This is a genomic window from Streptomyces griseicoloratus (genome assembly GCF_014534645.1).
Lineage (GTDB): Bacteria > Actinomycetota > Actinomycetes > Streptomycetales > Streptomycetaceae > Streptomyces > Streptomyces griseicoloratus.
Genome location: NZ_JACVQF010000025.1, coordinates 40,303 through 59,563, shown reverse-complemented (window position 1 = coordinate 59,563; position 19,261 = coordinate 40,303). Strand labels below are relative to the sequence as shown.

At 71.2% G+C, this 19,261-nt stretch carries 16 protein-coding genes; 11 read left to right on the top strand and 5 right to left on the bottom strand.

Annotation, left to right across the window (positions count from 1 at the left end):
- Window positions 1-11: 11 nt before the first annotated feature.
- Together H0H10_RS00545 and H0H10_RS00540 are read right to left on the bottom strand one after the other, a co-directional pair.
- Complete coding sequence (locus H0H10_RS00545) at window positions 12-431, bottom strand: organic hydroperoxide resistance protein (RefSeq protein WP_188178778.1); 420 nt, start codon at window positions 429-431, stop codon at window positions 12-14.
- Window positions 432-524: 93 nt separating this feature from the next.
- Window positions 525-1,547, bottom strand: a complete 1,023-nt coding sequence (locus H0H10_RS00540) for an NADP-dependent oxidoreductase (protein WP_188178777.1) — start codon at window positions 1,545-1,547, stop codon at window positions 525-527.
- Window positions 1,548-1,658: 111 nt separating this feature from the next.
- Here H0H10_RS00540 and H0H10_RS00535 point away from each other — a divergent pair, with 111 nt between their 5' ends.
- Complete coding sequence (locus H0H10_RS00535; RefSeq protein WP_188178776.1) at window positions 1,659-2,099, top strand: MarR family winged helix-turn-helix transcriptional regulator; 441 nt, start codon at window positions 1,659-1,661, stop codon at window positions 2,097-2,099.
- Window positions 2,100-2,173: 74 nt separating this feature from the next.
- Here the strand turns inward: H0H10_RS00535 and H0H10_RS00530 are convergent, their stop codons facing one another.
- Window positions 2,174-2,881: an SCO2400 family protein gene (locus H0H10_RS00530; protein ID WP_188178775.1), complete on the bottom strand. Its 708-nt coding sequence runs from the start codon at window positions 2,879-2,881 to the stop codon at window positions 2,174-2,176.
- Between the two features lie 203 nt (window positions 2,882-3,084).
- Here H0H10_RS00530 and H0H10_RS00525 point away from each other — a divergent pair, with 203 nt between their 5' ends.
- The 8 genes from H0H10_RS00525 (at window position 3,085) to H0H10_RS00490 (ending at window position 13,149) form a co-directional block, all read left to right on the top strand.
- Window positions 3,085-4,251 carry a mandelate racemase/muconate lactonizing enzyme family protein gene (locus tag H0H10_RS00525; RefSeq protein ID WP_188178774.1) on the top strand — a complete coding sequence of 389 codons (1,167 nt, stop codon included), beginning with the start codon at window positions 3,085-3,087 and terminating at the stop codon, window positions 4,249-4,251.
- Window positions 4,248-5,252 (top strand): zinc-dependent alcohol dehydrogenase, encoded by a 1,005-nt coding sequence (locus tag H0H10_RS00520; protein ID WP_188178773.1) that lies wholly within the window; start codon window positions 4,248-4,250, stop codon window positions 5,250-5,252. Before H0H10_RS00525 ends, H0H10_RS00520 begins: the two co-directional genes overlap by 4 nt.
- A gap of 123 nt (window positions 5,253-5,375) precedes the next feature.
- Complete coding sequence (locus H0H10_RS00515) at window positions 5,376-6,344, top strand: glycosyltransferase family protein (protein ID WP_188178772.1); 969 nt, start codon at window positions 5,376-5,378, stop codon at window positions 6,342-6,344.
- A gap of 96 nt (window positions 6,345-6,440) precedes the next feature.
- The gene (gene chvE, locus H0H10_RS00510; protein ID WP_188178771.1) at window positions 6,441-7,553 is read left to right on the top strand and encodes a multiple monosaccharide ABC transporter substrate-binding protein; all 1,113 of its coding nucleotides are present in this window, start codon (window positions 6,441-6,443) and stop codon (window positions 7,551-7,553) included.
- Between the two features lie 32 nt (window positions 7,554-7,585).
- Entirely contained in the window at window positions 7,586-9,136 is a 1,551-nt protein-coding gene (gene mmsA / locus H0H10_RS00505; protein ID WP_188178770.1) for a multiple monosaccharide ABC transporter ATP-binding protein, read from the top strand.
- Complete coding sequence (gene mmsB, locus H0H10_RS00500; protein ID WP_188178769.1) at window positions 9,133-10,377, top strand: multiple monosaccharide ABC transporter permease; 1,245 nt, start codon at window positions 9,133-9,135, stop codon at window positions 10,375-10,377. Before mmsA ends, mmsB begins: the two co-directional genes overlap by 4 nt.
- Before the next feature lie 65 nt (window positions 10,378-10,442).
- Complete coding sequence (locus H0H10_RS00495) at window positions 10,443-11,591, top strand: aldose epimerase family protein (protein ID WP_188178768.1); 1,149 nt, start codon at window positions 10,443-10,445, stop codon at window positions 11,589-11,591.
- Window positions 11,592-11,715: 124 nt separating this feature from the next.
- Complete coding sequence (locus H0H10_RS00490) at window positions 11,716-13,149, top strand: pyridoxal phosphate-dependent aminotransferase (RefSeq protein WP_188178767.1); 1,434 nt, start codon at window positions 11,716-11,718, stop codon at window positions 13,147-13,149.
- On the opposite strand, the gene H0H10_RS00485 is transcribed toward H0H10_RS00490, so the two are convergent.
- A complete protein-coding gene (locus tag H0H10_RS00485; RefSeq protein WP_188178766.1) occupies window positions 13,143-14,111 on the bottom strand; it encodes an arabinan endo-1,5-alpha-L-arabinosidase in 969 nt (322 codons plus the stop codon). The two genes, H0H10_RS00490 and H0H10_RS00485, sit on opposite strands and share 7 nt — an antisense overlap.
- A 241-nt stretch (window positions 14,112-14,352) precedes the next feature.
- Here H0H10_RS00485 and H0H10_RS00480 point away from each other — a divergent pair, with 241 nt between their 5' ends.
- Complete coding sequence (locus H0H10_RS00480; protein ID WP_188178765.1) at window positions 14,353-15,921, top strand: PstS family phosphate ABC transporter substrate-binding protein; 1,569 nt, start codon at window positions 14,353-14,355, stop codon at window positions 15,919-15,921.
- A gap of 16 nt (window positions 15,922-15,937) precedes the next feature.
- Here the strand turns inward: H0H10_RS00480 and H0H10_RS00475 are convergent, their stop codons facing one another.
- Complete coding sequence (locus tag H0H10_RS00475) at window positions 15,938-16,396, bottom strand: RrF2 family transcriptional regulator (protein ID WP_188178764.1); 459 nt, start codon at window positions 16,394-16,396, stop codon at window positions 15,938-15,940.
- Between the two features lie 95 nt (window positions 16,397-16,491).
- On the opposite strand from H0H10_RS00475, the gene H0H10_RS00470 reads away from it, so the two are divergent.
- Window positions 16,492-19,260: a glycoside hydrolase family 35 protein gene (locus H0H10_RS00470; RefSeq protein ID WP_188178763.1), complete on the top strand. Its 2,769-nt coding sequence runs from the start codon at window positions 16,492-16,494 to the stop codon at window positions 19,258-19,260.
- Window position 19,261: the final 1 nt, after the last annotated feature.

The following is a 19,261-nucleotide window of genomic DNA, read 5'->3' as shown; positions in this document are numbered from 1 at the left end:
GACGGTCCCGGTCAGGCGAGGGTCACGGTGATGTTGCCGCGGGTCGCCTTCGAGTAGGGGCAGACCTGGTGGGCCTTCTCCACCAGCGACCGGGCGGTGGCGGCGTCCACCGTCGGGATCTCGGCGGAGATCTCCACGATGATCCCGAAACCGTCGTCGTTCTTGCCGATCCCCACCTTGGCGGTGACGGTCGAGCCGGAGACGTCGACGCCCTCCTGGCGGGCGACGACGCCGAGCGCGCCCTGGAAGCAGGCGCTGTAGCCGGCGGCGAACAGCTGCTCGGGGTTGGTGCCGGCGCCGCTGCCGCCCATCTCCTTGGGCGGGTTCACGACGACGTCGAGCTTGCCGTCATCGGTGGCCACCCGGCCGTCGCGGCCGTTCTCGGCGGTGGCGACGGCGGTGTAGAGGACCTCGGACTGCTGGATGGGCATGCGGTTTCTTCCTCCTCGGTCCGCCGCGACTCGCGCCCACGATCGCGACGGTTTCGGAAAGACGTTACCGCATGCCGGAATGGACCGGGGAGGTCAGAGCTTGACGACCATCTTCCCGATGTTGTCGCCGCGCAGGACGCCGAGGAACGCCTCCAGGTTGTTCTCGATGCCCTCGACGACGGTCTCGCGGTACTTCAGGCGGCCGTCGCGGACCCACGGGCCGACCTCCTGGACGAACTGCGGCTGGAGGTCGTAGTGGTCGCCGACGAGGAAACCCTCGATGCGGCCGCGGGTCTGGATGAGACGGGCGAGGTTCTTCGGGCCCGGGGCGGGCTCGGTGTTGTTGTAGACGGAGATCATTCCGCAGATCGCGATGCGGCCGTCCCGGTTGAGGGAGCCGATCGCGGCCTCCAGGTGGTCGCCGCCCACGTTGTCGAAGTAGACGTCGATGCCGTCCGGTGCGGCCTCGCGCAGCTGCTCGCTCACGGGTCCGGACTTGTAGTTGAACGCGGCGTCGAACCCGTACTCCTCGACGAGGAGCTTGACCTTCTCGTCCGACCCGGCGGACCCGATGACCCGCGAGGCGCCCTTGAGCCTGGCGATCTGCCCGACCTGGCTGCCGACGGCACCCGCGGCGCCCGAGACGAAGACGGAGTCGCCCTCCTTGAAGGCGGCGGTGCGCAGCAGACCGGCGTAGGCGGTCAGGCCCGTCATGCCGAGCACGCCGAGGTACGTCGACAGGGGCGCCGCCTCCGGGTCGACCTTCACGGCGTTCTTGGCGTCCAGGGCGGCGTACTCGCGCCAGCCGAAGAAGTGCAGGACGTGGTCGCCGGCCTCGATCCCGTCGGCATTGGAGACGACGACCTCGCCGACCGCGCCGCCCTGCATGACCTTGCCGAGCTCGAAGGGGGCGACATAGGACTTGGCGGCGCTCATGCGGCCGCGCATGTAGGGGTCGACGGAGACGTACAGGTTGCGGACGAGCACCTGGCCCTCGCCCGGGGTGGGGACCTCCGCCTCGACCAGGGCGAAGTCCTCGGGCTTCGGCCAGCCGACCGGACGGCTGGCGAGGTGCCATTCGCGGTTGACGGCGGGGAGGGTGGGGGAATCGGTCATGTGGGGGCGCCTTTCCTCACGAGCACGGCACGGCTACAGGTACTTCAGTACCTGAAACAACCATGCTCCTGAACATTTCAGGTTGTCAAACAAGTGGGTACCCTGGATCCCATGCCCACCCCACACGACACGACCCGTCGACCCGACACCCTCACCCTGGAGGTCGTCGAGCTCATCGGCGAGGTCGTGGCCCGCTTCCACGCCGACTACGAGGAGGCCGCGGCCGAACAGGCCCTGACCGGGGCCCAGGCGAAGCTGCTCAGCCTGCTCTCGCTGGAGCCGCTGCCGATGCGGAAGCTGGCGCAGAAGCTGAAGTGCGAGCCGTCGAACGTCACCGGGATCGTGGACCGGCTGGAGGCCCGGGGGCTGGTGGAGCGGCGGCCGGACCCCGCCGACCGGCGGGTGAAGGTGGCGGCGGCCACGCAGGAGGGGCGACGGGTGGCGCGCGGACTGCGCGAGTCCCTGCGGTTCGCCCGGGAGCCGCTGGCGGCCCTGTCGGAGCAGGAGCGGCTGGCGCTGCGGGACGCGTTGCGGACGATGCTGGGCGACTGAGCGTCCGGGGCGGGTCCGCCACGGGCGTCCCGTCCCTCAGTACGCCGCCGGGCCCCGGGGGCGGCTTGTGCGCCTCAGGTGCACCACCACAGGAAGCGGTCGCACGTCTGCGACGGGCTCGGGGTGGCCGGCGCGGTGGGGGTGGGCGTCGGCCGCGCGGTCGGCGGCGTCTGCGCGGGCGGTGTCGCCGAGGGGCGTATCGTTCCGGCGCTTCTGGACGTGACCGGGCGGCCCGGCTCCGTCTCCTCGCCGGTGGCCGTGGCCTCCGGCTCCCCGGTCTCCGGGGACGCCGACGGGGACGCCGGGGACTCGGAGGCTTCGGCGGCGGACGACCGCGACGGCGTGCCCCCGCCCGCCCGGGACGCCCCGCCCCGCGGCACGGCCGTCTCCTCGACCTCCGCCGTCACCCCGCCGTCGGCCGTCTCGCCCCCGGCGGCGGCCGGCTTCGCCGGCGGCCCCGGTGCGTCCATGCCGAGTTCCGCGAGGCTCAGCCCGCCCGCCGCCAGCACGAAACCCGCCGCGATCAGCAGGGTCCGGCGCCGGCGCCGGCGGTGAGCCGCGGCCTTGCGGTCGCGGCGGCTGCCCGCCCCGCCGCGCCCGGCCGGACGCACGGCGCCGGCCCCCTCGTCGGCACCGGGGCCGGCACCGGCACCGGCGTCTTCGGGAGCCTCCGGGTACGGCTCCCCGGTGCCGGGCGCGCGGAGTTCTTCGACCGGGGTGCCGCATCCCGGGCAGGCGAGGGCGCCGTTGAGGTGCCGGTGGCACGGGTGGCAGTAGTCCATGACGCGGGAAGGCTAGATTCCGGCACGGTTACGTTCCTAGAGCCGGCTGTGAATGTTGTGTGCGGAAGCCGCCGCCCCGGGTTTCGAAACTCCCGAAACCGTTATGTGTCCGACCCATTGACACCCACACCGCCCCCTCCTTACTGTCACGCCAGCATTTCGAACGAGTGCCGAAATATCGAACGCAGCGAGGGGCAACTGTCGTGCGCATCACCGGAATCAGCACGCACGTGGTCGGGACGCCGTGGCGCAACCTGACGTACGTCCAGGTGCACACCGACGAGGGGATCACGGGAGTCGGCGAGACCCGGATGCTGGGCCACACCGACGCCCTCCTCGGATATCTGAAGGAGGCGGAGGCCAACCAAATTCTCGGCTCCGATCCGTTCGCCGTCGAGGACCTGACCCGGCGTATGAAGTACGGCGACTACGGCCGCGCGGGTGAGATCGTGATGTCCGGCATCGCCGTCGTCGAGATGGCCTGCTGGGACATCAAGGGCAAGGCACTCGGCGTCCCGGTCTGGCAGCTGCTGGGCGGCAAGGTCACCGACAAGGTGAAGGCCTACGCCAACGGCTGGTACACGACCGAGCGGACCCCGGAGGCCTACCACAAGGCCGCACAGGGGGTCATGGAGCGCGGGTACCGGGCCCTGAAGATCGACCCCTTCGGCACCGGGCACTTCGAACTCGACCACGAGCAGACCCTGTACGCCGTGTCGCTGATCGAGGCCGTGCGGGACGCGATCGGGCCCGACGCCGAGCTGATGCTGGAGATGCACGGGCGCTTCTCCCCCGCCACCGCCGTCCGGCTCGCCAAGGAGATGGCGCCCTTCAAGCCGGCCTGGCTGGAGGAGCCGGTCCCGCCGGAGAACCTCAAGGCGCTGAGGAAGGTGGCCGAGAAGGTGGACCTGCCGGTCGCCACGGGCGAGCGCATCCACGACCGGATCGAGTTCCGCGAGCTGTTCGAGGACCAGTCGGTGGACATCATCCAGCCGGACGTCGGCCACATCGGCGGCATCTGGGAGACCCGGAAGCTGGCCGCGACCGCCGAGACCCACTACATGCTCGTCGCCCCGCACAACGTGGGCGGGTCCGTCCTCACCGCCGCCTCGCTCCAGGTGGGCTTCACCTCCCCCAACTTCAAGATCCTGGAGCACTTCAACGACTTCGCCGACGCGGAGATCAAGAAGGTCGTCAAGGGCGCCCCCCAGGTGGACCCGGAGGACGGCTGCTTCCACCTGTCCGACGCGCCCGGCCTCGGTGTCGAGCTGGACACCGACGCGGCGGCCGAGTTCCCGCAGCAGCAGGCCCGGTTCGACCTGTGGGCCGAGGGCTGGGAGCAGCGCAAGCCGAAGGGGACGCAGGCGTGAGCACCGCCGTCGTCATCGAGGCGCCGGGCGAGCACCGGCTCGTCCCGCACGAGCCGCGCGACCCCGGTCCGGGCGAGGCCCTGGTCCGGGTGCACGCCGCCGGGATCTGCGGCAGCGACCGGGAGGTCTACCAGGGCAACCGGCCCGAGGGGTACGTGCGTTACCCGCTCGTCCCCGGCCACGAGTGGTCCGGGACCGTGGCGCGGGTCGGCGCCGGAGTGCCCGCGTCGCTCGTCGGGCGCAAGGTCGTCGGCGAGGGGTTCCGCAACTGCCAGGTCTGCGACCGCTGCCACGCGGGCGAGACGACGCTGTGCGGCGCCGGGTACGAGGAGACCGGGTTCACCCAGCCGGGCGCCATGGCTCCCACGCTGACGCTCCCGGCCCGCCTGCTGCACCCCCTGCCGGACGACGCCGACCTCACCGCCGCCGCCCTCCTGGAGCCGGCCGCCTGCATCGCCGCCGCCGCGCTCAAGGCGAACGCCCGCCCCGGCGAGCGGGTCGCCGTCGTCGGCACCGGGACCCTCGGCATGTTCGCGGTGCAGTTCCTGCGCGCCGCCTCCCCGGGCGAGCTGCTGGTGGTCGGCACGCGTGACGACCGGGAGGCGCTGTCCCGGCGGTACGGCGCCACCGGCTTCCGCACCAAGGACCGGGAGCTGCCCGGCGACTTCGACGTCGTCATCGAGACCGCCGGGTCCGCCGACGCCGCCCGTACCGCCGCCGCGCTGCTCCGGCGCGGCGGGCGCCTGGTCCTGACGGGGATCCCGGCGCCGGGCGCGGACGGGCTCGACCCCACCGACCTGGTCGTCCGGCAACTGGAGGTGCACACCGTCTTCGGGGCGCCGCCCGAGGCGTGGGCGCACACGGTGCGCGTCTTCGCGGCCGGTCTGCTCGACCCGCGGCCGCTCGTGACGCACGAGCTGCCGCTCGCCGAGTTCCCGCAGGCCATCGAGCTGGTGGGGTCCGGCGATCCGAAGGTGGGCAAGGTCCTGCTGCGTCCCTGAACGTACGCCGGTACGGGGGCGACCTGACGGCCTCCGTACCGGCGTACTCCCAGCCCTGCCCTCCGCCTCCCCCTACCCCGTGCCGCGAACTTTGTCCGGCATATCGAACACGAAGGACAGCTTGTGACCGACGCTTCCGCCACGGCACCCCGCAGGCCCGGTGAGCATGCGCTCACCGCACTCGGCCTGGGAGCGCCCGCCCTCGACCCCGCCGACGCCTCGTCGCACTCCTTCCCCGGCGGCGGCCGCTGGCGCACCGAGATCCCCTCCTGCGAGGGCCCCGAGGCGCTGGCGGTGGTCCTGAAGGAGGCCTCGCGCCTGGACGTGCCGATCCACCGGATCAGCCAGGGCAGCGGCGTGTGGATGCTGACCGACGCCGAGATCACCGAGATGGTCGAGGCCACCGCCGAACGCGACATCGAGCTCTGCCTGTTCACCGGCCCGCGCGGCACCTGGGACATCGGCGGCTCCACCCGGACCGACTCGGGCGGCGCGGGCCTGAGGGCACGCGGCCACGACGCGGTCGCCGGGTGCGTCGAGGACGCCGTCCGGGCGACCGAGCTGGGCGTGAAGTGCCTCCTCGTCGCCGACGAGGGCGTGCTGTGGACGCTGCACCGGGCGCGGGTGGCCGGCATCATCCCCGCCGACACCACGCTCAAGGTCTCGGCGCTCGTCGGGCCCGTCAACCCGGCCTCGTACGCGGTGTACGAGCGGCTGGGCGCCGACTCGGTCAACGTGCCCAGCGACCTGACACCGGCTCACCTGACCGAGATCCGCCGGGTTTCGGCCGCGCCCATGGACATGTACATCGAGGCGCCGGACGACCTGGGCGGTTATGTGCGGATGTACGACGTCGCCGAACTGATCCGGCGAGGGGCGCCGCTGTACCTGAAGTTCGGCCTCTCCAAGGCGCCCGGGATCTATCCGTACGGGCACCACCTGCGGGAACTGACGCTGGCCACCGCCAAGGAGCGGGTGCGGCGCGGGCGGCTGGCGCTGGACCTGCTGGCGCGGCACGGGGCGGACGGCGACATGGCCCCGCTCGGCTCCCGGCTGCCGGGAGCGCTCAACCGGTTCGAGATCTCGTCATAACGTTCCGGAAACTCTCTTCACAAAAGAAGACATGACCGCGCACAATCCCACACACCCCGTCTCGGTTCTACCCCGCACACATCAAGGATGATGACCATGCGCAACCGCAGAGCCGCACTCGCCGCCATAGCCACCGCCGCCTCCCTCGCGCTGACCCTGACCGCCTGCGGCCAGGACAGCGAGGGCGGCAGCGAGGAGGGCAAGGGCGGCGCCGAGGGCGCCACCATCGGCATCGCGATGCCGACCAAGTCCTCCGAGCGCTGGATCGCCGACGGCAACAACGTCAAGAAGGAGCTGGAGTCCAAGGGCTTCAAGACCAAGCTGGTCTACGGCGAGGACGACCCCGACCAGCAGGTGTCGCAGATCGAGAACCTGATCACGCAGGGCGTCAAGGCGCTGATCGTCGCGGCCATCGACAACAAGTCGCTGAACAACGTGATGCAGCAGGCCAAGGACGCCGACATCCCGGTGATCTCCTACGACCGCCTCATCCTCGGCACCGAGAACGTCGACTACTACGCCTCCTTCGACAACGAGAAGGTCGGCGAGCTGCAGGGCACGTACATCCTGGAGAAGCTCGGCCTCAAGGACGGCAGCAAGAAGGGGCCGTTCAACATCGAGCTGTTCGCCGGCTCGAACGACGACAACAACACCCGCTACTTCTTCCAGGGCGCGATGAACGTCCTGCAGCCGTACATCGACAAGAAGCAGCTCGTCGTGCGGTCCGGGCAGACCAGCCTCAACCAGGTCACCACCCTGCGCTGGGACGGCGGCACCGCCCAGAAGCGCATGGACGACATCCTGACCTCGTCCTACAAGAGCCAGCGGGTCGACGCCGTCCTCTCGCCCTACGACGGCATCTCCATCGGCATCCTCTCGGCCCTGAAGTCGGACGACTACGGCTCGAAGAGCAAGCCGCTGCCGATCGTCACCGGCCAGGACGCCGAGGTCGCCTCGGTGAAGTCGATCATCGCGGACGAGCAGTCGATGACCGTCTACAAGGACACCCGCGAGCTGGCGAAGGTGTCCGCGAACATGGTCGACGCGCTGCTGAACGACAAGAAGCCCGAGGTCAACGACACCAAGACCTACGACAACGGCGCGAAGGTCGTCCCCGCCTACCTGCTGGAGCCGGTCGCCGTGGACAAGGCCAACTACCAGAAGGTCGTCGTCGACTCCGGCTACATCAAGGAAAGCGACCTCAAGTAACCGCCGCTCCCTAGTGATTGGAAGGCACGACCATGGCGGGACCCGTCCTGGAAATGCGCTCGATCGTCAAGACCTTTCCCGGCGTCAAGGCGCTGTCGGACGTCACGCTGACCGTCCGCCGGGGCGAGGTCCACGCCATCTGCGGGGAGAACGGCGCCGGAAAGTCGACGCTGATGAAGGTGCTCTCCGGCGTCCATCCCCACGGCACCTACGAGGGCGAGATCCTCTTCGAGTCGCAGCCCTGCGCGTTCAGGGACATCAGGGCCAGTGAGCAGCACGGCATCGTGATCATCCACCAGGAGCTGGCCCTGGTGCCCTACCTCTCCATCGCGGAGAACATCTTCCTCGGCAACGAGCACGCCACGCGCGGCTTCATCAACTGGAACGACACGCTCCGGCACGCCACCGAGCTGCTGCGCCGGGTCGGTCTCGACGAGCACCCCGAGACCCGCGTCGCCGACATCGGTGTCGGCAAGCAGCAGCTGGTGGAGATCGCCAAGGCGCTGTCGAAGAAGGTGAAGCTGCTCATCCTCGACGAGCCGACGGCGGCGCTCAACGACGAGGACAGCGGCAAACTCCTGGACCTGATCCTGCAGTTGAAGGACCAGGGCATCACCTCGATCATCATCTCCCACAAGCTGAACGAGATCCGCCACGTCGCCGACTCCGTGACCATCCTGCGGGACGGCCGGACCATCGAGACGCTGGACGTGAAGGCCCCCGAGACCACCGAGGACCGGATCATCAGCGGGATGGTCGGCCGCGACCTGGAGCACCGCTTCCCCGAGCGGTCCCCGCACGAGCCGGAGGAGGGCGCCGCGCCCGCCCTGGAGATCCGCAACTGGACCGTGCACCACCCCATCGACCAGCAGCGCAAGGTGGTCGACGATGTGTCGCTGCAGGTGCGGCGCGGGGAGATCGTGGGCATCGCGGGCCTGATGGGCGCCGGGCGCACCGAACTCGCGATGAGCGTCTTCGGCCGCACCTACGGCCGCTACGCGGGCGGCACGGTCCTCAAGGACGGCCGGGAGATCCGGACGAAGACCGTCCCCGAGGCGGTCGGGCAGGGCATCGCCTACGTCACCGAGGACCGCAAGCACTACGGCCTGAACCTCATCGACACCATCAACCGCAACATCTCGCTCAGCGCCCTGGACAAGGTGGCGAGGCACGGTGTCGTGGACGAACACGAGGAGCGGCAGGTCGCCGAGAACTTCCGCAAGTCCATGAACATCAAGGCGCCGACCGTGTTCGAGCCCGTGGGCAAGCTGTCCGGCGGCAACCAGCAGAAGGTCGTCCTCAGCAAGTGGATCTTCGCCGGTCCGGACGTGCTGATCCTGGACGAGCCGACGCGCGGCATCGACGTCGGCGCGAAGTACGAGATCTACACGGTCATCGACCAACTGGCCGCCCAGGGCAAGGCGGTCGTCTTCATCTCCTCCGAGCTGCCCGAGCTGCTCGGCATGTGCGACCGCATCTACACCATGGCCGCGGGACGGCTGACCGGTGAGTTCTCGCGGGCCGAGGCCTCGCAGGAATCGCTGATGCGTCAGATGACGAAGGACAAAGAGGTAACCCGATGAGCACGGATGTGACCGACAGGACACCGGCCCCCGCGCCGGCCGGCAAGGGCGGGCCGGCCGGCGGCGACGGCCTGCTCCAGCTGGTGCTGGACGGCATGCGCCGCAACATGCGGCAGTACGGCATGCTGTTCGCCCTCGGCCTGATCGTGGTGCTGTTCGCCGTGTGGACCGACGGCGACCTGCTGCTGCCGCGCAACGTCTCCAACCTGGTGCTGCAGAACAGCTACATCCTGATCCTCGCGATCGGGATGATGCTGGTGATCATCGCCGGGCACATCGACCTGTCGGTCGGCTCGCTGACGGCGTTCATCGGCTCGATGGCCGCCGTGTTCATGGTCAAACACGATCTGCCCTGGCCGCTGGCGCTGGTGCTGTGCCTGGCGATGGGCGCGGTCGCGGGCGCCGTGCAGGGCTTCTTCATCGCCTACGGCGGCATACCGTCGTTCATCGTGACCCTCGCGGGCATGCTGATCTTCCGCGGTCTGACGGAGATCTTCCTGGAGGGCCAGACCCTCGGCCCGTTCCCGGAGGGCCTGCAGAAGGTCGCCAACGGCTTCCTGCCGGAGGTCGGTCCGGACACGAACTACCACAATCTGACACTGCTGCTGGGCCTGCTGCTGATAGCGTTCGTGGTCTTCCAGGAGGTCCGCGACCGCAGGCGGCAGCAGGAGTTCGCGCTGGAGGTGCTGCCGGCCAAGCTGTTCGCGCTGAAGCTGGTCGCCCTGGTCGCCGCCGTCCTCGTCGTCACGCTGCTGCTCGCCAGCTACAAGGGCGCCCCGATCGTCCTGCTGATCCTGGGCGTGCTGCTGGTCGGCTTCGGCTACGTCATGCGCAACGCGATCGTCGGCCGCCACATCTACGCCATCGGCGGCAACCTGCCCGCGGCCAAGCTGTCGGGTGTGAAGGACAAGAAGGTCACCTTCCTGGTCTTCCTGAACATGGGCATGCTCGCGGCCCTGGCGGGCCTGGTCTTCGCCGCCCGCTTCAACGCGGCCTCGCCCAAGGCGGGCCTCAACTTCGAGCTGGAGGCCATCGCCGCCTCCTTCATCGGCGGCGCGTCGATGAGCGGCGGCGTCGGCACGGTCCTCGGCGCGATCATCGGCGGTCTCGTCCTGGGCGTGCTGAACAACGGCATGAACCTCGTCGGCATCGGCACCGACTGGCAGCAGGTCATCAAGGGCCTGGTGCTGCTGGCGGCGGTCGGGTTCGACGTGTGGAACAAGCGCAAGGTCGGTTCGTAGTCAGCTCGGGCCCCGCCTCCCGGAGGCGGGGCCCGTTTCCTTTACGGACGTAACAGGAGAGCCGCATGGAACTGAGCAGACGCACGGTCATCGCAGGCGCCGCGGCGGCGGGCATCGCCGCCACCGCGGCCGGCGGCACGGCACACGCCACGGGAGGCAGGAAGCCGGTGAAGGAGCTCTTCGGCAAGCTCGCCGACGGCACGAAGGTGTACCGCTGGTCGCTGGAGAACGGCGGCACGCGCATGAAGGTCCTGTCGTACGGCGGGATCGTCCAGTCCCTGGAGATCCCCGACCGCCGGGGCCGCTACGAGAACGTCTCGCTGGGCTTCGACAACCTCGACGACTACGTGGCCTCCAGCCCGTACATGGGCGCGTTGATCGGCCGCTACGGCAACCGCATCGACAAGGGCCGCTTCACCCTGGACGGCAAGCAGTACCAGATCTCCGTCAACGACGGCGAGAACACCCTGCACGGCGGCGCCCAGGGCTTCGACAAGCGGGTGTGGGACGTCGAGCCGTTCGCCGAGGGCTCCGACGTGGGCCTGGTGATGCACTACACCAGCGTCGACGGCGAGATGGGCTACCCTGGCACGCTCAAGGCGAAGGTGACGTACACGCTCACCCGCGAGGGCGACTGGCGCATCGACTACGAGGCCACCACCGACAAGGCCACCGTCGTCAACCTCACCAGCCACGTCTACTGGAACCTGGCCGGCGAGGGCAGCGGCACGATCGAGGACCACGAGCTGTCGATCGCCGCCTCCCGCTACACGCCCACCGACGCGGGGCTGATCCCCACCGGTGAGCTGGCGAAGGTCGCGGGCACCGCGTTCGACTTCCGCCGGGCCAAGCCGGTCGGCCGGGACATCCGGGCGGCCCACCCGCAGTTGATCACCGCCAAGGGCTTCGACCACAACTGGGTCCTGGACAAGGGCATCACCAGCCGGCCCGAGCACATCGCCACGCTGCGCGACCCGTCCTCCGGCCGCACCCTGAGGATCGCCACCGACCAGCCCGGTCTGCAGTTCTACTCGGGCAACTTCCTCGACGGCACCCTGACCGGCACCGGCGGCCGCACCTACCGCCAGGGCGACGCCCTCTGCCTGGAGACGCAGCACTTCCCGGACTCCCCGAACCAGCCGTCGTTCCCGTCGACCGTGCTGCGGCCGGGGCAGACCTACCGGACGACGACGGTGCACTCGTTCGACGCGTGAGGGCACTCGTCCGACGCGCGAGGGCACATTTTCTTCACATGAGTTGAACGGCGTCACACTCCCCTCCGTATCCAAGGGCGGCCCGTGCTCCCCCGGCACGGGCCGCCCAGCAACGGAGGTTCCCTTGGCCGGCAACGTCACCTCGCTGTTCCGCGGCACCGCGGCGCACAGCCCGTCCATGGCGGCGCTGACGCGGGAGAGCGGCGACGGGGCCGGCCCGGTGGACTTCTGCATCCCCTGCAACCCGTACTTCCCCACCCCGGCGATGTTCGACGAGCTGGCGGTCCGACTGCGGGAGATCGTCACGTACTACCCGAGCAGTGCCGACACCATCACCGCGGAGCTGTGCGCCCTGCTGCAACTGCCGCCGCAGTGCGTGGCGATGGGCAACGGCTCGACCGAGCTGATCACCTGGCTCGACCACCTGATGGTCCGCGACTCCCTCGCCGTCCCCGTCCCCACCTTCGGCCGCTGGACCGACCAGCCCATGGAGACCGGCAAGCGGGTCGACATGTTCCCGCTCCAGGAGTCCGGCGGCTTCGCTCTCGACCTCGCGCAGTACGCCGAGTTCATCCGGGCCCGCGGCAGCCGGGTCGCCGTCGTGTGCAACCCGAACAACCCCGACGGCGGCTTCCTGCACAGGCACGCGCTCGTGCAGTTCCTGGACGCGATGGCCGACCTGGACCTGGTCGTCGTCGACGAGTCCTTCCTGGAGTTCGCCGACGCCGAGGCCGATCCGTCCGTCGTGCCGGAGGCGGTGATCCGCCCCAACGTGGTCGTCCTGCGCAGCCTCGGCAAGAACTTCGGCCTGCACGGCATACGCTTCGGCTACCTCGTGGCCAACCCGCAGATCGCGGGCCGGGTGCGCGCCATGCTGCCCAAGTGGAACCTCAACTCCTTCGCGGAGCACGTGGTGTTCATGCTGCGGGACCACGGCGCCGAGTACGCGCAGAGCCTGCACCAGGTCCGCCGCGACCGCCTGGAGATGGCGAGCCTGCTGTCGGCGCTGCCCGGACTGACCGTCTACCCCTCGCAGGGCAACTTCCTCTTCGTACGCCTCCCGGTGGGCGCCGAAGGCACCGTGGTGCGGGACCGGCTGCTCACCGAGCACCGGGTCCTGGTCCGCGAGTGCGGCAACAAGATCGGTTCCTCCAGCCGCTTCCTGCGTCTCGTGGTGCGCCCCCAGGTGGACGTGCGTCGCCTGGTGTCCGGCCTGGAGCAGGTGCTCTACGGGTCCAGGAGGGGAGCCGCCGTGCCCGGGCCGGCCACAGGGACCGGCTACAGCTCGGGCACGGCGGCGGTGGACCGCCTGGTGAGCGAGACCAACGGGGCCGGCCTGCGGGGGCTCGCCGCCGCCCCCGCCGCCGGCACCGGCATGCCGCTCCCCGCCGCCGTGCCCGCGCCCCTGCCCATGCCGGTGCCGGCCGCAATGCCCGCAGGCCCCACCCCGCCCGGTGTCCCCGCCCGCGGCGGTCTCACCGCCGCCCAGGTCCGGGGCACCGACGGTCTGGAGCCGGCCCCGGCCACGGGCCGGCCGGGCGCCGTGTGGGGTCAGTAGGCCACGGGCCAGCCGCTGCTCCAGTTCAGGAGGTTGATGCCGAGCTTGGGCGTGCCGTTGTCGTTGGCGTCGTAGTAGTGATAGACGATCAGGTCCCCGTCGACGTCGTTCATGATGGACTGGCCGCCGGGGCCGATGACGCTGCCGTGCGACTCCAGGACCGGCGTCCCGCCGTTGTTCATCATCGGGACGCCGTTCCTGTCGTAGTACGGGCCGGTGACCTTCGTCGCCCGGCCGACCTTGACCTTGTACGTGGAGCCGGTGCCGGCGCAGCAGGTGTCGTACGAGGCGAAGAGGTAGTAGTACCCGTTCCGCTTGACGATGTACGGGGCCTCGACGGCCTTGGTGCCGGTCGGCCGGGAGGCCAGGGAGTAGCGGGTGGTGTCGGACGAGAGCTGTTTGCCGGTCGACGGGTCGATCCGGATCATCTTGATGCCGGTCCACCAACTGCCGAAGGAGAGCCACCACTTGCCGTCGTCGTCGACGAAGAGGTTCGGGTCGATCGCGTTGTAGTCGCTGGAGGAGCCGGAGGTGTACACGATGCCGTAGTCGGTCCAGCTGCCCGGCTGTCCGGTCGTCGAGCCGGCGAGCCCGATGGCGGAGGTGTTCACGCCGAACTTCGAGACGGAGTAGTACATCAGGTACTTGCCGCCGTGGTACGAGATGTCGGGCGCCCATGCCTCGGGGACGGTGGAGTAGCGGGACCACCAGGCCGGCCGGGAGGCGAAGGCGTCCGCGCTCGCGCTGAAGGCGGTGCGGTCGGAGGACGACTTGCCGGCGATGCCTCCGCCGGTGGCGTAGAGCAGGTACTGCCCGGACGCGGTGCGGATCATCGTCGGGTCGTGCGTGACGACGGAACCGGTGACCCGGCCGGGGTCGGGATACGCGGACGCCGTGGTCGGCACGAGCGCGAGCAGGGCGGCGGCGGGGAGGGCGAGAAGTGCGGTTCTCCTGCGGCTCACGGGGACGCTCCTGTTCTGTGTTTCGAACACCGATCGTCTTTTCGGACGGAACGTAGAATCGAACCCCTTGCGCGTCAACAGCCCGCACAGCAAAGGCAACCAACGTCCGGAAAACACCACGTGCCACAGGTGACACACCGGTGAATTCGGACGGAAGGTCCGCGCATCCACCGCCGGACACCCCCGTCCTTGGCCACCATGGCCTCCCCGTCCAGCCTCCGTCCTGCCTCGGGAGTGGGTCATGTCCGGTGTCTCCTGGGAGTCCGTGATCGCCGTGCTCGGCCTCGCCGTGCCCGTGGCCGCGGCCCTGTGGGAGTTCTTCCTGGCCGGCCGCAAGCGGCTCGGCTACCGGGTGCAGATGGACACCAGCGCCCGCGACTCGGCCTCCTCCTCCGGCCCCGAGGCCGGGGTGCTCCAGCGGATGCAGTGGGACGGCGCGCACCTGGGCGACCCGTCGGTCGTCCTGCTGCGCATCGAGAACGTCGGCTGGACCCCGATCGTCGAGGACGACTACGTGGCCCCCGCCAACGACCCGGTGGGCATACGGGTGGCGTTCCCGGGCCGGCGCGTGGTCGGCATGGTCGTGACGGAGTGCAGCCACACCGTGCTGCGCGACTTCTTCGCACCGGGAACGCCGGGCCTCGGCTCCACGGACGGCGTCATCACCCTGCCCAAGGTGAAGCTCAACCGCAGGGCCCACTACAAGGTCCTGGCGGTGCTGGACCGCGTCCCGGGCTTCACCGACGCCGACTTCCCCGACCCCGAGGTCACCGCGGGCGTCGTCGGCGGGGTGCGCGGCGGGACCATCAAGAAGACCGAGTACTACCCCTTCGCCTCACGGCCGGTGCGCTGGCTGCTCGCCGTCCTGGTCCTGGTGAGCGCCGCCCAGTCCGTGTCCGCCTTCGCCCGCGACGACGCCGTCCGGGCGGCCGCGCCGCTGGACTGCGCCAAGGGGACGCTGTACCTGTCGGGCTCCACCGCGTTCCGGCCGGTGCTGGAGGCCGCCGCCAAGCAGTACACGAAGACCTGCACGGACGCCGAGATACCGCTGACCGGCGACTCCTTCCAGGGCAGCGTCGCGGGGCTGGACACGCTCGCCGCGGCGGGCGAGAAGGCGAAGGCGGCGGACGGCCAGGGGCTCGGCAACCGGCTGTCGTTCAGCGACGGGCCGAAGTCCGACGGCCGTCCGCAACTGCTGCCCCGGCCCGTCGCCCTGTCCCTGTTCACCCTCGTCGTGAACAAGGACGCGGGGGTCCGTGACCTGTCCCTGGACCAGGTCAGGCGCATCTACGCCGGGGACATCACCAACTGGAAGCAGGTCAGGGGCAACGACCTGCCCGTCCAGCTCGTCAGCCGCAACCCCGGCTCCGGCACCCGGACCACGCTCCAGCAGCAGGTGCTGGACGGCGAACCCCTGCTCGCGGTCACGGCGAGCGACTGCCGCAGCCTCGACGCGAAGACACCGGGCCGCTGCGAGGTCGCCGACACCCCGACCCTGCTGGACACGGTCGCCTCGACCCCCGGGGCCCTCGGGCACAGCGAGGTCGGTGCCGCCACCGCCCACGAGGACGTCCAGCTGGTCCGCATCGACGGCTACCCGGCGACCCTGGAGGGCGCCGACGAGGGCGCCTACCCGTACTGGCAGACCGAGATCGCCTACACCTACGGGGAGCCGCCGGCGGACTCGATCGCCGCGGGATTCCTGCGCTACCTCGCGAACGAGGTCGGCAAGGACATCCTCCGCTCCCGGGGCCACCGCCCCTGCGCCGAACTCGACGAGCCACTGCTGTGCCGGCCGAGCGGGTCGTGATCCCGCGACCGCGCTCCTACGGGTTCTCCCAGGCCGTCGGCTCCGCCGCCAGCTCCCGTACCGTCTCCGGGAGGGCGTCGGACGCCAGGTCCGCGATCGTGACGCCCTCCAGGACCCGGCGGACATTGGCGCGCAGCGCGATCCACAGGGGCAGCAGGGGCTGTGCGCTGCCGGTGTAGGACAGGCCGGTCGGCCGCTCGCCCCGCACGGACACGATCGGGCCGTCCACCGCGCGGATGACGTCCGCCACCGTGATCCGCTCCGGTGCGCGGGCCAGCCGGTAGCCGCCGCCCCCGCCGCGCCGGCTCTCGACGACTCCCCCGCGCCGGAGGTCGCCGAGGATACCCTCCAGAAATTTGTACGGAATGTCCTGCGCGGCGGCGACGGCCTCCGCCTTGACCGGGCAGTCGCCCTGCCGGACGGCGAGTTCCAGCACCGCCCGTACCGCGTAGTCCGCCCGCGCCGAGATCCTCATACCGACCATTGTGGGGTCCGCTGGGACAATGGCCCGGCACAGGTGACCCGGCGCACGCGGCGGCACCGGAAGTACAGGCAACAGGAGAGGCTCCCTTGGAGCTCAGCACGCTCAGCAGACGAGCATTCAGCGCCCTCGCCGGCACGGCCGTCCTCGGCCTCGCGCTCGGCGGCAGCGGGAGCAGCGGGGCGGCGGCCGGGGCCGGCGCGCCCCGTCCCGTGCCCACCGGCCCGCCGCCCGGGCCGCCGCGCGCCGACGGGGTGCCGCACCGGGTCGGCTTCGACCGGCACTCGCCCCTGGTCGACGGCAGACGCCTGGTGCTGTGGTCCGGGGAGCTGCACCCCTTCCGGTTGCCGAGCCCGTCCCTGTGGCGGGACGTGCTGCAGAAGATGCGCGCCCACGGCTACAACGCGGTCAGCGTGCCCGTCGCCTGGAACCTCCACTCCCCCGCGCCGGGCCGCTACGACTTCACCGGCGTGCGGGACCTGGACCTGTTCCTGCGCACGGCCGCGGAGACCGGCCTGTACGTGATCCTGCGGCCCGGCCCGTACATCGGCGCGGACGTCGACGCCGGCGGCCTCCCCGGCTGGCTGACGGCCGCCGGGGGCCGGGCCCGGACGACGGACCCGGCGTATCTGCGGCACGCCGACGAGTGGCTGACCCGGGTCGACGCCATCGCCGCCCGGCACCTGTACACCAAGGGCACCGGCACGGTCCTGCTCTACCGGGTCGACGCACCCCGGCGGGCCGACCTGGCCCACGTGTACGAGAAGGTCCGCGCGGACGGCATCGACGTACCCGTCCTGCACGGCGACTCCCCGGTGGTCTGGGGGGAGGTGGCCGGGGCGCGGACCGGGGCCGAGGAGCGGCGGGCGCATCTGGCCCGGCTCGCGGACGGGGTCACGCTGCACAACGTCCGCATGGCGTTCGGCGGCACCTCGTGGGGCTGGCTGGCCGCGCCGTCCGCACCCACGGCGTCCTACGGCTCCGGGGCGGCGATCGGCGAGGGACGCAACCCGACGGCCGCGCTCGCCCCGCTGCACCAGCTGGGGCACCTGCTGCGGCACGTGCCCGACTTCACCAGGCTGGAGGAGGCGGCGCCGGTCAGGGCCTCGGACGCCCGGATCCGGGTGCGACACCTGACCAACCCGGACACCGGCACCCACGTGTACGTGCTGAGCAACGGCTCCGCCGGCGAGGTGTCCTCGACGCTGCGGCTGGACGGGACCGACGTGCCGGTCACCCTCCCGGCCCGGGACGCCCGGCTGCTCGCCACCGGGTTCGACCTGGGCGCGGGGCGGAAACTGGCGTACGCCACCGTGCAGCCCATGATGTTCCTGAGCATCGGGCGGCAGGACTTCGCCGTGTTCACGGGCCGGGCCGGCGAGACGGCGCACGTCGTGCTGGACTGCCCGAGGGAGCCGTGGCCCACCCGGCTGGACGAGGAGGCCGCCTGGGCGTACGACCACGGCAAGCTGCACGTGACCGTGCCGCTCGGGGTGGACGGGCTGACCCGGGTGCGGATCCGGGACGGCGGGTCCGACCGGGAGCTGCTGCTGCTCTTCGCCGACGACGCCACCTCCCTGCGGCTGTGGCCGTACGAGACCCCGTCGGGCAAGGTCCTCGTGCACGGCCCGGCGCTGCTGCGGGACGTCTCCCTGCACGGCTCCACGGTGCGGCTCACCGGCGACACGGTCGAGGAGACCGGGCTGGAGGTGTGGGCGCCGCGCGGCATCACGGACATCACCTGGAACGGCGACGCGGTGACGACGACGGTCAGCCGGGCCGGAAGCCTGCTGAGCACCTGGTCGCTGCCCGGCGTGCCCGAGCTGGTGCTGCCGGCGCTGGACGGCTGGCGGCGCCGGACGGAGAACCCGGAGTCGGAGCCGGACTTCGACGACTCGGGGTGGACGGTCGCCGACCGCACGGCGTCGCACAGCACGACCCGCGTGCCCGAGGGGCGGCCCGTGCTGTTCGCCGACGACTACGGCTTCCACTACGGCGACGTCTGGTACCGGGGGCACCTCACCGGCGCCTCGGGCCTGGAGTCGGTGTCCCTCTCGTACGCCACGGGGGCGCACGGGCTGCTGATGGCCTGGCTGGACGGAGAGCCCCTGGGCACGCACCGGATGCCCGCGCCGGACGGGGCCGGCCGGGCGGGCGAGGGCACGTGGACGGCCGAGGCCCGCTTCCGGCTGCCCAAGCGGCTGCGCAGGAAGCTGCGCGAGAGGCCGGACGGCGGTGCCGCGCTCGTCCTGTCCGTCCTGGTCCGGCGCACCCAGCACGACCAGGACGCCGGCACGCGCGACACCCACAAGGCGGCGCGCGGGCTGGTCTCCGCCGCCTTCGAGGGGGCCGCGCCCGGCGTCCGCTGGCGCCTGCAGGGGCAGTCCGCGCCCGATCCGGTGCGCGGGCCGCTGAACGACGGCGGGCTGTACGGGGAACGGAAGGGCTGGCATCTGCCCGGGTACGACGACGCCCGCTGGGAGCCGGCGTCGTTCCCGCGGGCGGACCGGCGCCAGGGCGTGACCTGGTACCGGACCGCCTTCCGGCTGGACGTCCCGGCGGACGTCGACGCCTCCGTCGGACTGCTCCTCGACGACGACCCGGCCCGCGCCTACCGCGTGCAGGTCTTCCTGAACGGCTGGAACCTGGGCCAGTACGTCAACGACGGCGGCCCGCAGCACACCTTCGTCCTGCCGAACGGCATCCTGCGCACCCGTGCCGCCGCCAACACCCTGGCCCTGGCGGTCCTGGCCGACGGCGGCACGCCCTCGGGGCCGGGGACGGTGCGGCTGACGCTGCTGGGCGCCGCGGCCGGAGGGGTGCCGGTGGAACCGGTGGCCTCCCCCGGCCGCGGGTGAG

Bases quoted from the DNA above. Each gene is read 5' to 3' on its own strand.
- H0H10_RS00530 (WP_188178775.1), bottom strand. From the start codon at position 2,881: ATGGACTACTGCCACCCGTGCCACCGGCACCTCAACGGCGCCCTCGCC.
- H0H10_RS00475 (WP_188178764.1), bottom strand. From the start codon at position 16,396: ATGAGGATCTCGGCGCGGGCGGACTACGCGGTACGGGCGGTGCTGGAA.
- chvE (WP_188178771.1), top strand. From the start codon at position 6,441: ATGCGCAACCGCAGAGCCGCACTCGCCGCCATAGCCACCGCCGCCTCC.
- mmsB (WP_188178769.1), top strand. From the start codon at position 9,133: ATGAGCACGGATGTGACCGACAGGACACCGGCCCCCGCGCCGGCCGGC.
- mmsA (WP_188178770.1), top strand. From the start codon at position 7,586: ATGGCGGGACCCGTCCTGGAAATGCGCTCGATCGTCAAGACCTTTCCC.
- H0H10_RS00480 (WP_188178765.1), top strand. From the start codon at position 14,353: ATGTCCGGTGTCTCCTGGGAGTCCGTGATCGCCGTGCTCGGCCTCGCC.
- H0H10_RS00540 (WP_188178777.1), bottom strand. From the start codon at position 1,547: ATGACCGATTCCCCCACCCTCCCCGCCGTCAACCGCGAATGGCACCTC.
- H0H10_RS00495 (WP_188178768.1), top strand. From the start codon at position 10,443: ATGGAACTGAGCAGACGCACGGTCATCGCAGGCGCCGCGGCGGCGGGC.
- H0H10_RS00535 (WP_188178776.1), top strand. From the start codon at position 1,659: ATGCCCACCCCACACGACACGACCCGTCGACCCGACACCCTCACCCTG.
- H0H10_RS00545 (WP_188178778.1), bottom strand. From the start codon at position 431: ATGCCCATCCAGCAGTCCGAGGTCCTCTACACCGCCGTCGCCACCGCC.